This is a genomic window from [Mycoplasma] cavipharyngis, from assembly GCF_042984175.1.
In the GTDB taxonomy this organism is placed as follows: Bacteria; Bacillota_I; Bacilli_A; order Mycoplasmatales; family Mycoplasmoidaceae; genus Mycoplasma_N; species Mycoplasma_N cavipharyngis.
Map to the genome: position 1 here is coordinate 555,749 of NZ_CP155569.1, position 16,921 is coordinate 572,669.

A 16,921-nucleotide genomic window follows, 5' to 3' on the forward strand; every position below is an offset into this window, starting at 1 on the left:
TTTTTCAAAAAGATAATTAAAATTTTTATGAACTAATAAATCCCCTTATTCTCATCAGCTGGTAAACTAATCGTTCAAGTTACAGTTCCAGCTAAATTGTTAGCTAATAAGCTAAAGGCGGCTTGTTTTTCCATTTCGGTTTTTTGATTTCACACAGCATTGTTAGTTGTCACTGCATTCAAATCTAGTAAATCAGCTGCTGTAACTGCACTTGCAGGTTTTTTGATTAACTCACGAAATTTTTTCTTCTGCTCATCAGAAGTGTAAGCATCAACATTGAAGAGTTTAGAAGAAGTTTGATTAGTTGTACCACTCACACTACTTCCAATAAAACTAGTACTTAGTTTTTTCAATCCTTGATACACAAACGTTTTTGACTTTCATTTGCTTGGAAACTCTAAACTATTATTATTGCTAAACTTAAATGAAGGAACATTAACTTGAAAACTAATAGTTCCAGAAGTTGCATCTTTAGTTAAGTTAGTAATATACTGTTGATTAACATGGTGTAAATCACTATGATTACCATTAATAATGTCTGCTGTTGTTTTAGATGAATCAGCTAATAAATTACCTAAGTAGTTGGTTTTAAGGGTGTTGGCGATTGCGTTTGCATCAACTGAATCATACCCATCTAACTTATCCTTAATCATCTCTTTAATCGATTTAGGTGCAGGCAGAAGGATTGTGTTTGATTCTGTTTGATCATTTTGGTTTTGCTGCTTAGTCTTAGCCATATCCACATCAGTTCAAGTGCCTGTTTGATCTTCCACCTGCAACTGCCCCTTAACAAAGCCAGTCACAGTTTGATTAATATTTTGATCAATTGTTCGTGTTTCATTTTTAGTTGCTTGAACTTCATGATTTTTAGGCAACAACCTTCCATTTGCAGAATATCCTGGCAGATACACTTTAAACTGATACTTTAGTGTACCACTAGTATCATCAAAGTCTAATTGCACTTTAGTGCGATCTAGTTGTTGTAAATAAACTTGATCAAATTGTTTGCTTGATTTTCAAAACTGGTTTTGTCCAGTTAAAATATTTTCAGCACTAATAACTTGAGCAAATTTGTTTTTGTATTGGCTTAGGTTGAGGTTATTGTTAGTGTTAGTCCCTGCTGGACTCTTCACTTCTTTAGCTAAATTTCCCTCATTCTGCAACTCACTCTCTACCTGATTCACGACATAAAAATAGCTCGTATAACTATATAACCCATTAGTATTAGTATAAGCTGATTTGTATGGGGTATTCTCACCTTGTTTAATCCCAAAACTACTGTTTGTATTAATATTTGTCAATCATAAGTTAGGTGCAAGTCCAAAAAGTGCTGAATTGTTGTTGTTAGTGAAAAATGATTTTAAACCTGGTACTTGTTGTCCAGAAGTTGGACTTAATGGATTAGTACTACTAGTCAAATTAATTAATATCATTTTATTATTCACTCCAGTAGTATTGTTTAAAGTTTGCCCACTAGGACTTAAACTAATTGTTTGATTGACATTATCAGTAGTAGTTGCATCATAAAAAACATTGCCATCATATACAGGTGTGTATGCTGATCTACGGTGAGATCTAGCAAAGCTTTTAGCACTTACTAAGTAAGTTCGAAATGGTTTATAGCGGGTTCAGTGGATGGGGTGGTTTGCTCCGGCTGATTTGTCATTTCCAGTGAAAAAACTGGAGCTTCAATTCCCACTAAATTGTCTCACCCCCCATCAGCCATGAGGGTCTTGTCCGTTTTTTCCACTAATAAAATCACTAATGTTGGGGGGGATGGTGTTATTGCCAGATGAATCTTTAAACTTCTTAAAATCACTTGCTTTAGGTACGGTTCATTTGATGCCTTGACTATTATCTGATCCGTTTTTACTCGTACCCGCATAAGGATTTGGTTGTCCCTGTTGGTTCCCTCCATTACTAGTCATCTGGACATTATTATCCCACATGTTCCCTTCAGTCCCATCAACCCTACTATCCTCCTTCTGCTCAAACAACCCATAACCATTAAATGATCTTACAGAATAAACACTATAAGTGTTTCAAATGTAGCTTGTTCCTGGTAAATATTGTTTAGTTTGTCCAATTTGATTAATTCAAGGATAAATACTATCAGGTTCAGGAACTAGTAGTTCAGCATTGTTATTGTCTGAGAAGGGGGTTTTGTCTTTTTGTTTTTCATATTTTTCAATAATCATCTTTTGATCCATATGATATTTTGATTTTTGAAAATCCTCTAATCCAACAAACAAGTTGACACTTTTAGTTTGAGGAGCAATAATTGCATTTGGATCATAATTCACATTGCTTTGACTAAAAATCATGGGCGCAACTAAATGGTTGTTAGCAAAGTTGAAGTAGGGTTGATTGCCTCCAGAGTCAGCCATCATGTTGTTATTAAGACCATTATTAAAAGTAACATTACTATCAAACGTGTTATTACTATCTGGCACATCATTAAAATTACCAAAAGTTAGCCCTCTAATTGGAAAAGGCATTGACCTTCATCTAGCTACTTGCTCATCTGTGTATTTTCAAGATTTGCTGTTGCCACTCCCTGTTTTCTCACTTGTAGCATACACATTAATTCCATATGGGCCACGAATGCTTGGATCTTGGATTGGAAGTAGTCCTTCAGTATTACTTGTTTGCTGCAACGAATATCATGGAATGCCATACACTCCTAGTGGATCATTGTCTGTTCCAATTCCTAATAAGTTGTTAGCAAGATCAAAGTAGGCGAGCTTAATTTTTAAGTAGTATCTAGGGATTTGTTGAATTTGGTTGTTGTTTAAGGAGAAGTATCTTGGAACATCTTGATGAATTGGGTTGGTGTATTGTGCTAGTGCTTGGGATTTGGTGACATTAGAAGATGCCCTAGTTGTTTGATCTTTAGAAGAATTTGGGTTAGGATCTTGACACATCTCTGTGTCACTCTCATTACTTGCATTTGCACACCAATCAAACGGATCAAGTACATATGAACTAACATCAATCATTTGCTTTAAATGAGCATTATTAGCACTAATTTTATATAGTTTTGGGAAATTGGTTTTTTCAAACTTGATGGTGTACTTACTAAAATCATTGTTAGATAAATCAATTGTGTGTAAGGATTCTCATTTCAGAACGGGATTAAAAATTGAATCAAGGTTACTTAAGCTTAAGTTGGATAAATCAAGACTAGTGATTTTAGCTAATTGGGTTTTAGCAAAACTGGAATTGACTCCTAAAGAATAATTTTGATCAGGATTAGCTTGTTTTAGAGCATTAACAACTTGATTGGCAATTAGGGGGTTGTTGAAAATTGAGATGATTGGTTTGGCGTCTGTATCTGAGTCAGGCCAAGTTGGTTGGGCGGAAGAAGTGGTTGTTTGAGCTTGAGTGGGGGAGGGTGCTTACCTGAAAATGCATCAACAGTTAAATTAGTAATTTTCAAACTAGTATTTTTAGGTAATAACTTAGCTGTAACCAAATCCTCACTTGTTTGATCTTTACTTCATGTCTGACTATTAGTTCCACCTTGCTGCTTAATCCCCCCTGTCTGTGAATCCACCACCCCTTTTTTTAAGATCACAAGTGGGTGCAACTTCTTAATATCAAGCTGATAATCATAAGCTGATAAGGATTTGTTAGCCTGATCAGGCTTAATCTCATAATCAAACACATTAAAGGTGTTAATGCTAATGTTCTCATTAATGTTGACAAAACCATTAGTTGAGCTACCACTAATTTGGATGCTAAAGCTTAGTTTACCTTTTAAATGGTCAATAATGATGTTTGATACATAATCAGCCTTATTTTTTAAATAGTCTAATAAGAAGACTTGATTAGAAGCAACTAAGGGATCAACTGAGTCTGGAATAACTGAAGAGGTGGTGAGAGAATTGGAAGCAGTATTGTTGCTTGTGGGTTGACCACCATTACTTCCCATAATTTGATTTCTCTTATTCTCATCAACTTCCAAGCCAACAAAACTAATGCCAAAATGAGTATAAATCCATTGTCTTGCTGCACTTTCATCTTCAGGAACAAAGGTGTTAGGATAATTATTCTGATCAGAATTAAAATCAGCCACAATCTTTCTTGTTGGATTAACTGAACTAGCAGAATTAGAACCACCCATCCCCTGCTGCTTACCCCCAGCCACAAACTCCACTTTCTGCTGCTTAAACCCACTTAATGTAATATCAACAAGCTTTACCTTCTGATTAAACTGGTCTTTAACATCAAAAGATAAGGTGACTGATTGAGCATTTTCATCTACTGATTTAACATTAATGACATTAACTTGTTGACTAATAAAATTTTTAACATAAGCTGAAGTGTCAGCTCACTCACTTAAATGGTTTTTTAAGATTTCAGAAGTAATCGTACTTGCAAAATAGTTTTTGAGATTAGTTGTTGTCTTAACATCAAAAGTTCTGGTGGTGGAAGAAGAAGAAGATCCACCATTCTTAGGATCCAATCTATACTCAATATTTTGAACTAAATTAAAATCATAACTATAGTTTCAGTTTTGTAATGGTGCACGAATCACTAGTTTAATTTTGTTGTAGTAGAAGGAAGGATCAGTTGAACTACTATTAGACCCACTAGGAGAATATTTCAATATCTTCTTATCAACCCCTAATGGGTGGATCGAAGATAGTTTTGTTGTTGTACTTGAACCATTGGCAACTGTTCAATTGCCTGCACCCACTCTTCCATTATAATAGGGTAGTTGACCAATTAGTTGGGTTAGTGGTTGTGTGCCATTGTTAATGGTAGACCCACCCCCTTGATTACCATTATTATTAGGCACCCCATTACTCTCACCTGGTGAATAACTCATTATCATGTTATCCCCATTCTCAGGCAAACTCAAATCATAATCAAGCCCATTAGCATTCGCATAAAAACTCGTTCAGTCAACATCTTTTCATTCATTTGGAGTTATTTCTTTCCCATCTCCATACAACTTAAATTCTAGTTTTTGTGGGTGAGTTCTACCACTTAGTCTACCATTATTAGACCCTCATGAGTTTTGGTTGTTACCATTTTGGGGTAATGTTCGTGTGAGTAAATAAGGAATAAAGGAGTTGAATGATTGATAGGCATCATCATCACTAAAGTTGGAAGTACCAACTTGTTTGTATTTGTCATTGGAGGGGGAAGAACTTCCCCCTACCATACCACCCCCGTTTCCTGTGGAGGGGGAAGAACTCGACCCTACCAGACCAGTCCCATTTGAACCTCCAGTAGAACCCCCAAACCCTGGTAACACCAACCTACTAGAATCAGACTCATCCACATGAAAATCAAACGCATAAGTACTAGTTTGTCCTTTAGATAACACTTCATTATCACTTAGTTGATTAAACCAGTGAGCATAAATCCAGCGATCAAGTGCAGCTGTGGCTCATAACTTGTATGAGTTATAGGCAGGGTTTCCATCAGTGTTTTTCAACCCATCAATGTTAGCACCATCAAACGTATCAACCACATCAGCCACTTGATAAGCAAAATCACGGTTAATGCCGCCTAAATAAGTGTGGCTGAAAAAGGGTGTTTTATCTCCTCCAGTAACCAATCCCGCTAAATTCGCTCCAACTCATATTCGTCTGAAATAAGGGTTGAAGGAAGTATTGTCTGAAGGAGCTCCAATTTGGTTGTTTCATGGAAAGATGGGTTTGCCCATCACATTTGTTGGGTTGTTTTTGATCATAATGGTTTTAGGGTTAGTCCCTGTGGGTTGTGGCATGGCAGTCCCTCCAGAACCACCCCCACTTCCACTTCCCCCACCAAACCCATACATAATATTCCCTTCTGGACCTTCCCGATCGTTTGCACCAACCGTCAACTTCGGTCACAAATACCAGCTGTCAGTTTGTTTTTGTTGTGGTCAAAAATCAAGCAACTGGTTGTTAGCAAAACTAATTTTAGGTAAAGTTTGATTGACATCTGCTAAACCCACTCATTGGATTTTGTCGTTGGCAAGACCTTCACTACCAAGACCAAACCCAGCTGGCTTCTCATTCACCATCCCCGTACTATAATACTTATTCCAATTCGCTGGATTTGGTCCAGGTCCGTGCAAGGTGTCATAAAACCCTTGTTGATCTCCTGCCACCTTCATTAATGATAAATGATAAAACCAGAACTGCAAGTAAGGTAGAGGTTTAATCCCTAATGGAGGAACATATTTGAGCCTATTACTACTAAAATTGATATTAGTAAATAAGTTGGGAGATACAGGGATTACTTCAATTTGATTATGACTAAAGTCAATATTATTAATGTCTTTAGTGATCATTAAGCGAGTGGAACCAAAGTTGAGGCCTTTGGAACGGTTGGAAATGAGACCAGTGGCATCTGTAGTAATGCCACTTGATGAGTCATACATCATGGGAGAAGAACTGTTGTTGGCATTCATATTTGTGCTTGGACTTACCTGATTAACATACACTCCTCCTTCCTTATTATTAAAATAAAAGTCGTCAGATGAGATGGCAGCAAGGAAGGTGGAGTAGTCAGAAATTTGTTTTGTGGAATTGTTAGCAATGGAACCAGAACCAGGGGTTCCAGAACTACCACCACTAGTACTCGAACCTTGAGGCAAATGCATATACATTTTGCCTGGAAGTGTCTCTTCCAACCACTTGCTAATGGCTGTGACTTCAGCCCGATTCATTACATCACTCGCATCATAAGTGTAGGGGTTTTCAGAAGAAGAAGAAGAACCAGAAGCAGACCCACCTTGGTTCTGACTATCATCAGTAGAACCCAACCCACTACCACTACTTCACAAACTTTTTAAGTACTGATAATAATCGTATTTGTCTTTAGTGGAAGAAGCAGAAGCAACAGAAGAAGCAGAACCAGAACCCCCCTGGTTCATATTCATATTTGCAATCTCACTATCAGACAAATACCCCGTATTTTTCTGATTCATCCCATAACTACTAAAATTACCAATCACCCTAATTTGATTATGAGAAGCACTAATAGTTTTAAGTGCTGGAAAATTAGTAAAATTAACATTAGGAAAATAGTGTAATTGATTATCATCAACTTTAAGTGTAGCAATCCCATCATATAAAATGTGATAATTAACTTTTTTGCTAATTGGATCAAATAGTTAAAAAAATTTTGAAAAAATGATTTAAAAAATAAAAAATTCACCATTTTTCAATCAAAAATTAATTTAGTTTTTCTAAATTATCCTTATATAATTAAACAGTAAATTAATCAAGTTTTTTTGTTGATGCTAAAATAAATCACCAACAATTTTCATTTTTGAAATTGTTTTTAAGTAATTAAATTTAAAAAAGGTTTTTATTAATATGAAATTGAATAATATAAAATTGAAACAAGGCTTAAAAAAACAAATCTTTTTAACAGCAACACTAGGATTAATTTCTAGTGTTGCTTTATCTGCTTGTGCGCCTAATTACAATAATTTAGGTCGTTCTCAAACTAATTCAACATCTAATAATAGTAGTAGCAATAAAAATAATGATTCATTAGATGCTTTTCTAACTACTAATAATGAAACTAAATTAGATTTTTCAACTAATTTTTATCAAACTACAAAATTTCAAAAATCATCTGATATTGACTCTAGATTTCAAGGTTTTGATTCTGATTTAAATCCTGAATATATTTTGAATGCTCCAAAATATAAAACTATTATTACTAGTTTAAATCAACAACAGATTAGAAATGATATTTTAGATAACTTAAAATATTTAGTTTTAAATGATAGTAAAATTAAAATTGATTTTACTAATTTAAAACTTGATTTTGATCTTGGAAAATATGGTGATAATTTATTAATTAAAAACTTTAAATTAGTTTTTAATTTATACAACCAACACAATCGCTTATTTACTTTATTCAACAATGTAATGATTCCTGCTCGCGCACTAACTCAAGTAGTAATTCAGTTTAATCAAGCACACATTAATCCTAACTTGAAAAAAAATAATGCTTCAGATGGTAAAATTGATCAATTTTTTTCAGCTTGAACTGTTGATAGTAATGACAATAATATTAGTGCTAAATTAAATAATTTAAAAATTGTTTTTGGTGATAATAAAAACAAAACTTTACAAACAGATTCAACTCAATCTCATTTGAGTTTAGTTGAACAATCATGCAATCATTTAGACTTTATTTTTACTCGCAGTTTTGCTTTAAATACTTATTACACACGATTAACTACTGGTTTTGATTTGACTAAATTAAATCAAGAAACAACTAAAAATATTAGTAACTTAACTTCTGAAGAAATTAAGGCGGATTTAAATCATAGTGAAATTAATCTAAATAAAATTTATTATGTTAATTTAATTAAAGATGCTTATAACATTTTAAAATATTTTTCAATTAGAAATGTTTCTCAAAATGATGGTAAAGTTTATTCCTTAATTGATCTAATTTATAATGAAACAACTTTAGCAGGAAGAAAAAAATTATTATCAGGTTTTGGCATTCCATTAACAGTAATTAATTTAATTGCAGCCATTTTTGATAATAATAATCGACCTGAGTTAAAAGATATTTATGATTTTATTGAAACTCTTATTGAACAAGATTTACCTAGTTTTATTTGTAAACATCTAAAAATTCGCTTAGACTGAATTAAAGAACCAGAAATTGATAATAGTATTCCTAATCAACCTAAACTATCTCTAAAATATATTAAAACAGTTGAATTTGATCATGATTTAACTATTGAATTAAATACTAAAAATCCAGTTAATAAATCAACTGATGAAACAGATAATAACTCAAAACCAAAACGAAAATATGATGTTAGTAAACTATTAAATTTAAAAGCGATTTTAAGTGTTTTTGGTCTTAATGCAAATGACAATAGCAATCCTTTAAGTAAAATTATTGGAAGTATTGCTACTAATTTGGACTTAAATCGCTTACATATTCCTAAAAATACAAAAATTAGTACAACTTATGAAGTGAATGATGGTAATTTATCACTTTATATGGCAAAAACATTTGATCATAAAATTGCTCATAATTATACTTTAGGTTGACAAGTTGATCAAGTTCATTCTTCAACTGATTTATCAGGACTATATCAATTTTTAATCCCCTTTTTTAGCAAGTTAAATGCTGTGCAAACTAGTATTGATAATACTGATATTTTTTCTGCAAGCAAAATTTTGAGTTTAGTTAACAAAGTTAAACAATTTGATCTTAATGCTTTATTTGAAATATTAACTTATTTTTATGTGCCTTATAAACAAACAAGTAAATATAGGAGGAATAAAACAAAAAATTGAATTACTAAAGAAGGTTTAACTGAAGAAGATATAAAAAATCGAATTGAACGTCCTGTTGAAAAATTTTTACGTTTATTTTTAACAAAAAAATTTGAATTTTTTAATTCACATATTACTGCTTTAGTTTCTAATGCATTTTATGATTTACCTAAAACAATTAATCATCAACCACTTTATGCTAAAAACAATTTAAGCACTAAAGATAATTTGACTGTTACTGGCTTAGATCAAAATCAAACAATTAAAACTAGAACAAAAAGAGCAGTTATTAACCAAATTAATAATCAATTAGCAACAACCACAACTTTAGCAAATTCAAATGACACGATTTCTTCTAGTTATGTTTCAAATGATGATTTAAATTTACACCAATTAATAACTAGTGCTAAACCAGGAATTTTATTAAATACTAATTCAAATAAATCTAATTCAAATCAAACTAATTTACAATTAATTTGAAAATTAAGTGATCAAAAATCTTTAGCTGATAATTATCAAAATTTCTATTCCAAAACAACAGCAACTATTAAAGGTGCAGCTTGTAATCATCAGTATGATCAAATTATTAAAAATATTAATAATGATAATGATGTTATTGACACAACAAAAAATCAAACCAAACTTGATTTATTAGACAAATTTAAAACTGTTGCAATTGACAATTACACTAATCCACTAAATCCTCATTTAAAACCATACGTATCAATTTTTAAATTACCATTATTTAGTGTTTTCAATGAAATTTTACAAGGTGATTTTGCTCAAAAACATACATTAGAACTTTCTAAAAGTGTTAAAAATACACTAAAAGGATTAATTAATACAGTTGTTTCACTAAATCCTTATTTAGTTTCAACAAAATATCCTCTAAATCCTGATCAAATTGGTGTCTTAAAAAATAATAAATATAGTACTGAATTAGAAGATCGTCAAACTAGTGTAACTAAATTTATTGCTCCTAAAACTAATTTTAGTAAAGTTAAATTTCCTAGTACATGTACAATTATTGATGAAACAATAACAGATGCTTTTACTAAATATTTAGCTAAAGCCTCCTATGGTTGTAAATAATAAAATAATAATAATAATAATAATAATAATATAAAACAATAAAACACTTCCTTGTTAATTTAATTTAAGGAAGTGTTTTTTATTAGTTAAATAATTATTAATAAATTAATAATAAATAATATTTGATGGATTATCTTCAATATTTTAATTTAAAACTATTAATTATTTTTAAATTTAATTTTTATTAATTTTATTTTATATCTAATAATGTTTTTAAAAATGAAATATTATTTGTAATTCATTTTTTAATTAATTGATTGTTATTAGATTGATATAGCATTTGATATTGATCTTTATTATTTTTAAATAAATCAGAAGCAATATTAGCAATTCATTCTTTAATTTTGACATCAATATTATTACTTTTAAAAATCAAATTTAAATTTTTTATTTTAATTTTTTGATTAATTAAATCAAAATCAGTTTTCTTCTCGTTATCACTATCTAAATCGATTAATGATTGAACAAATTTAATAACATATTGGTTAAAATTTTTTTTAATATTTTTTAATAAATAATTATTTAAAGCTTGATTTTTTTCAAAAAAACTAGCAAACCGATCTAATTCAGAATTTTGATTAGAATTTTTTTGAATTTCTAAATATCGATTTTTTATTAAATCTTGAATTGCAAAAAGAAAATTAGTTAATGATTTTTGATTTAAGTTTTTAGCATTTAAAAAGTTAAACGAACCATTTAGTTGATTTGCTTTAATAATTCCATCACCAAAAGAAGTTAAATTATCATTTAAATTAAAATACAAATCATTAAAAAATTCAAGATTATGATTCAATCAATTAAATAATTTTTTCAATTTATTAGCCAAATAATTATTAAATTGATCTTCATTTTCAAGACCAATTCATTGACTTAGAGCTTTTTGATAAAATAAATAACCAATATTTTGTTCAACAAGTAATGATAGAGATGAAAAATGATTTGCATTTTTTCAAATTTGATTTAAGTCATAATCATTTTCTAAATCTTGATTTTGAAAAGTAGTAGCATTTTTAAGATCACCAGCAACATTTTGCACTAAAGCTTTTTCAGATTGATTATTTTTAAAAAAAGGTTCAAAATAATCAAGATCATGATTTAAATAACTTTCATTTCAGAAAGGATTTAATTTTAATCAATGATATAAAGTGGTTTTAGTTGATCTTTTTAAATTTAAACTTAACTTTAAAAAAATATCTTGTGCAATTTTTTTCTGACCATAAATCGTTGGATGAATGTCAAATAAATTATTAGCATATTTTCTAGCATTAGCATTTCAATTAATCTGATCTTCAACATGAATTCAATTAACATTATTTTTGATTGCAACTGATTTAATAATTGATTTATTTAATATTTCTAAAATTAATCTTGCAAGTGGTTGATTGCTTAAAAAATTTTTTATTGTTGAATCATTAATTTCATTTTTTGCTAATTGATCAAATCCATCACTTAATCTTAATAATGGTAAGGGATAATCTGTTAAAACTATTTTGGCATTTGGATTCAAACTTTTAATTTGTGTAATTAATTCTGAATAATTTTGATTAATATTTTTAATTGTTTTAGACAATTTATTGGTTTGAATATTAATATCACTAACTAAAAGATCAACAAAATGATAAGCATTAGTTAAATCATTAGCAGCTAATGAAATAGTAATTAAATTAGCTTCTTTAATTTTCTTAATTATTTTAGGAAAATGATTTAATCTAAAATCTGAAAAATAATTTGGTAAACGATTTTTAAATGGACTATTGTACTCAAGATTTACTTTTTGGATTTGTTGAAATAATAGCACTCGTTTTGCTAAAGGATATTTTTCTGGAGTTTTTCCTAAAAAGTGTAATCAATCACTAATTTGTGATCCTGATACTGCTAAATTTGTAAAATCTTCTAAAATTAATGATGAACTTTTATTAATATAATTAGCTAAAAAAGCAGGATAACTTCAACCACGAACTTTTTTGTTTTTTATATCAAAATCACCACTAGTTTCAACTCCACCAAGATCAGCATTATATCCAGCAGCAATTGAATCACCAATAGCTAAATATTTGACTTTATCAATTCGATTTGAACCAAAAATTGCTGCACAACTATTTAAAGAAATGGTTGCTAGAATACTTAATGGTCCAATAATTAAATAAAATTTTTTCTTAATAATCGATTTAATTTTTAATAACACAAATATAAATGAATCATACCTTAATCTATTAATTCTAATTTTAGCATTGAATCAATCTAACAATTAATTTTAGTTACAAAAATCTTTTGTTTAAATATTAAATTAATCAATTATTAATTATTCATTTTAATATCTTCTTCTAGATTAATTTAATTTAGCTTTTTGACTTAAATCTAATAAAACAAATTCTTTATTATGCGCCTTTCAATCTAATGCATATTTTTTTTCTTTAACAAATTTATCATTAATAATTTGTTGGGATAAAAAATTTTCAATATTAGTTTGAATAAATCTTTTAATTGGTCTAGCACCATAATTAATATCATAACTTTGTTCAATGATTTTACGAACACATTCACTTGTATAAGTTAGAAAATAATGATCTTTTTTTAATCTTTGCACTAATTCATTCATGAATTTTTGCACAATACTTAACATAATTTTTGATTCTAATTTGTTAAAGACAACAATTTCATCTAAACGATTAATAAATTCAGGTCGTAAATAACGTTTCATTTCAACTAATGCTTGATCTTTTTGATCATCTAAAATGAATTTAGCACCAATATTAGAAGTCATAATTAAAATTGTATTTTTAAAATTAATTAATCTGCCTTGTCCATCTTTAATTTCACCATGATCTAAAATTTGTAATAATAAATTTAGCACATCTGAATGAGCTTTTTCAATCTCATCTAATAGCACTACTGAATAAGGTGTGCGTCTAATTGCTTCAGTTAAAACTCCTGCTTGTTCAAAACCAACATATCCAGGAGGAGCACCAATTAATTTAGAAATTGCATGTTTTTCCATATATTCAGACATATCAATTCGAATCATTTTTCGTTTACTATCAAACAATGCTAATGCTAAAGCGCGAGCTACTTCTGTTTTACCAACTCCTGTTGGGCCTAGAAATAAAAAAGAACCAATGGGTTTATTAGGATCATTAATTCCTACTCGACCTCTTAAAACAGCATTAGTTACTAATTCAATCGCATTATTTTGTCCCTTAATTTCTTTTTGTAAAATATCTTTTAAATGTAAAAGTTTTTCTTTTTCAGATTCAACAATTTTATTTAAAGGAATGCCAATAGCATCAGAAATAACTGCGGCAACTTCATCTTGTGTTACTTTATCTTTAACTAATTTAGAAGTATTTTGCAAATGATCTTCAATCACTTTAGTAGCTTTTTCTAAATTAGGTAAACTAACATATAATAATTTTGATGCTTCTTCAAAACGCGCTTCCATTTGTAATCGTTCAATTGATGATTTCACCCGATCAATTTGTTCTTTATTTTTTTGTAATTCACTTTGTAATTTTTTTTCATGAATTCATTTTTGGTGAATAATTTTTTGTTTATTTTTTGTTTCATCTAATTTTTGATCAACTTCAATTAAACGTTCTTTACTATTTTGATTATCTTCTTGAGCTAATGCTGCTCTTTCAGTTTCTAAATGAATAATTTCACGATTTAAAACATCTAATTCTTTAGGTTGAGAATACATATCAGTTTTAATTCTAGCTGCTGCTTCATCAATTAAATCAATTGCCTTATCAGGTAACATTCTATCTGTAATATAACGATCTGATAAATTAACAGCAGCAACAATTGCTGAATCTAAAATCTTAACACCATGAAATAATTCCCAACGTTCTTTTAAACCACGCATAATTGTCATTGTTTCGTTTTTTGATGGTTCATTAACTAAAATTTTTTGCATTCTACGTTCTAATGCCCCATCTTTTTCAATGTAATTACGATATTCATTTAAAGTTGTTGCACCAATAATTTTAAAATCACCTCGAGCCATTGCTGGTTTTAAAATATTAGCAGCATCCATAGCACCACTTGTTCTTCCTGCGCCAACTAATTGATGAATTTCATCAATGAATAAAATGATTTTGCCATTAGAATCTTGTACAGCTTTAATAATCGAATTCATTCGTTCTTCAAATTGTCCTTGCATTGATGCGCCTGAAATAATGTTAGATAAGGAAATTTCATAAATTTCTTTGTCTAATAAATTAGTTGGCACATCTTTAGCAACAATCCGTTGCACAAAACCTTCAACAATTGCTGTTTTACCAACACCAGGTTCACCAATTAAAATCGGGTTGTTTTTTGATTTTCGTGAAAGAATTTCAATTAATCTTCTAATTTCATTTTCTCGACCAATTACAGGATCAATTTTGTTATTAATAACTTCTTTATTTAAATTACGCCCAAATTGTTCTAATGGTGGTAAATCATTATTTTTTTTAAATGTTAAATTCATAAATTCTACTCCTTAATTGAATCAATAATTATCACTGATTATAACATAAAATTAGCAGTCTAAATATAAGACTGCTAATGAAATCACAATTTAATTATTTAGGCTAATTTTTTTTGCAAACAACTTGATTTTTCCAATCTTTTTAAAGCAAAATTGTTGATAAAAACGATTATTAATGCAATAAAAAATTATCAGTTTTATATATAAAAAACTGATAATAATGATATTTTTTGATAATTTTTTTAAGTTAAGATATAAAAATCATTGACTTAATCTTAATATAAAGGTAATAATAAAATATGATTGATTAGAGTATATGTTAAATAAAAATCATTAATCATATTTGAAGCAATATTTTCAGCAACTTTTTTAATATCAATATTAAAACCAAATTTAGTCCAATAAATCATGAATGATCCTCTTAGATTAAAACAAATATGAACCATATCCTTAACTTTATTAACTGTATAAGGACAATTAATTAGTTTGTTTGTTTCTAAATAACGTTGCATTGCTAATGGAGTAAACATTTGCAAAAAACGTTGTCAATGATCACTTTCAGGACTAAAAACACTATTAAACTGGGAATTTTCAGTTTGAACTGCAATGGCGCCATAAGATTTATTTAAACAAACATGATTATAAAAATTTGGTCTGTAATTTAAAACAAAATTTAAATCTTGAAAAACATCATCATTTTTAAAACGGCTTTGAATACAACCTAAAACTTGATTAACAACTAATTGTTTTCTAGCTTTTTTTGCATCAGTATCAACATCTTCACTTCACATAATCGCTTGAACTGCAATCTCAACACCATTAAGATCAAAAACATATAATTTAGAATACAAATCAATTTCACGTGTTACTATTGCTGAATAATCAACTTTTCTATCTTTTTCTTTTTCTGTTCAGGTAATAATTCTAGTCACTTTAAAAAAGTCATCATAATCAACTAATCGCTCATCTGCAGCAGAAATTAATTTTAAATTAGGATCTAAATTATGAGCAACCATTTCCAACATTTTTGGAACATCAATTTGTTCAGTTAAAATTCTACTAAGTTTTTTACGTTTTGATTTTATACAAGAAAATATAATTAATCCACTAAGAGTAAAAATTGCAGCTACAATTAAAAAAGCATACTTATAATTAATATTCAGAACAATAAAAAGAATAATAAATAAAACTGCAATAGAAAATGAGATTCCGCTTACTAAATATCCATATCATTTGGTTCAAAAAGGACTATAATTAACAGACTTAAAAGTTTCTTCTAATACGTTTTGAAGTTTTTCATAAATCTTTTTTTGATCGACTGAAAAAGTATTTTGGTTAACTTTAGATTCATGAACTTGTTGAATTTTAAAAGGTTGATTCATATTTTATTCTTCTAAAAACTAACATCAACATCTTGTTTTGCTTCAATAGAAGCAGCAAAATATGGAAAAGTAGTTAAATTCATATTTTCAGCAATTAAACTATATGGAAATGTAAAAATTAAAGCATTAAATTGACGCACTTGAATATTATATAATCTTCTAGCTGCTGCTAGTTCTTGTTCTAAGTAATAACTTGTTTTCATTAATTCTTGAACTGCAGTAATTGATTGTAATTGCGGATAATTTTCTGAAACAGCAAAAATTCTTGAAAATAAACTGTTCATTTCATTTTCAGCATCAACTGAACTAGCACGTAAATTGGTTTGTCTTAATTTAGTCACTTCTGTAAGAATGCTTTTTTCATATTGAACATAACTTTTTGTTGCTTCAACAAATTTAACTAAAGTTGAACGACGGTTATTAAGTTGAACATCAATTTGAGCAGTCACTTCATTTACTTGAATTTGCATTTGTCTTAATCTGTTGCCTGCTGAAACACTAAAAAATAAATAAATAATTGCAGGAATGATTAAAAGAAAACTGAAATATAAAAGTACTCTTAAGCCTCCTGGAGCTTGTGCATTTTGAATCCGATTATCTGGTGTTGGCGAAAAACCAGCTTCAGTTCTTTCTTGATTTACATTAACTAAATTGGACATTAATTGATCTTTCTATATATCGATATTATTTTGTTTTTATCAACCATTTCCAAT

Annotated in this window: 7 protein-coding genes; 1 reads left to right on the plus strand and 6 read right to left on the minus strand. The window is 29.1% G+C overall.

Features of this window, described 5'->3' with window-relative positions; translation table 4 throughout:
- Nucleotides 1–32: 32 nt before the first annotated feature.
- Nucleotides 33–2,999, minus strand: a complete 2,967-nt coding sequence (locus tag MCAV_RS02275; RefSeq protein WP_391591514.1) for a hypothetical protein — start codon at nucleotides 2,997–2,999, stop codon at nucleotides 33–35.
- Nucleotides 3,000–3,289: 290 nt separating this feature from the next.
- A complete protein-coding gene (locus tag MCAV_RS02280; RefSeq protein ID WP_391591515.1) occupies nucleotides 3,290–6,934 on the minus strand; it encodes a hypothetical protein in 3,645 nt (1,214 codons plus the stop codon).
- A 391-nt stretch (nucleotides 6,935–7,325) separates the two neighbouring features.
- Between MCAV_RS02280 and MCAV_RS02285 the strand changes: the two genes are divergently transcribed.
- Nucleotides 7,326–10,358 (plus strand): hypothetical protein, encoded by a 3,033-nt coding sequence (locus MCAV_RS02285; protein ID WP_391591516.1) that lies wholly within the window; start codon nucleotides 7,326–7,328, stop codon nucleotides 10,356–10,358.
- A gap of 190 nt (nucleotides 10,359–10,548) precedes the next feature.
- Here the strand turns inward: MCAV_RS02285 and MCAV_RS02290 are convergent, their stop codons facing one another.
- From MCAV_RS02290 to MCAV_RS02305, 4 genes are all read right to left on the minus strand, one after another.
- On the minus strand, nucleotides 10,549–12,543 hold the full coding sequence (locus MCAV_RS02290; protein ID WP_391591517.1) for an SGNH/GDSL hydrolase family protein: 1,995 nt from the start codon (nucleotides 12,541–12,543) through the stop codon (nucleotides 10,549–10,551).
- A 144-nt stretch (nucleotides 12,544–12,687) separates the two neighbouring features.
- Nucleotides 12,688–14,826, minus strand: a complete 2,139-nt coding sequence (locus MCAV_RS02295; protein ID WP_391591518.1) for an ATP-dependent Clp protease ATP-binding subunit — start codon at nucleotides 14,824–14,826, stop codon at nucleotides 12,688–12,690.
- Between the two features lie 275 nt (nucleotides 14,827–15,101).
- Nucleotides 15,102–16,208 (minus strand): hypothetical protein, encoded by a 1,107-nt coding sequence (locus MCAV_RS02300; RefSeq protein WP_391591519.1) that lies wholly within the window; start codon nucleotides 16,206–16,208, stop codon nucleotides 15,102–15,104.
- Between the two features lie 11 nt (nucleotides 16,209–16,219).
- Nucleotides 16,220–16,867 carry a LemA family protein gene (locus tag MCAV_RS02305; protein ID WP_391591520.1) on the minus strand — a complete coding sequence of 216 codons (648 nt, stop codon included), beginning with the start codon at nucleotides 16,865–16,867 and terminating at the stop codon, nucleotides 16,220–16,222.
- Nucleotides 16,868–16,921 lie beyond the last annotated feature (54 nt).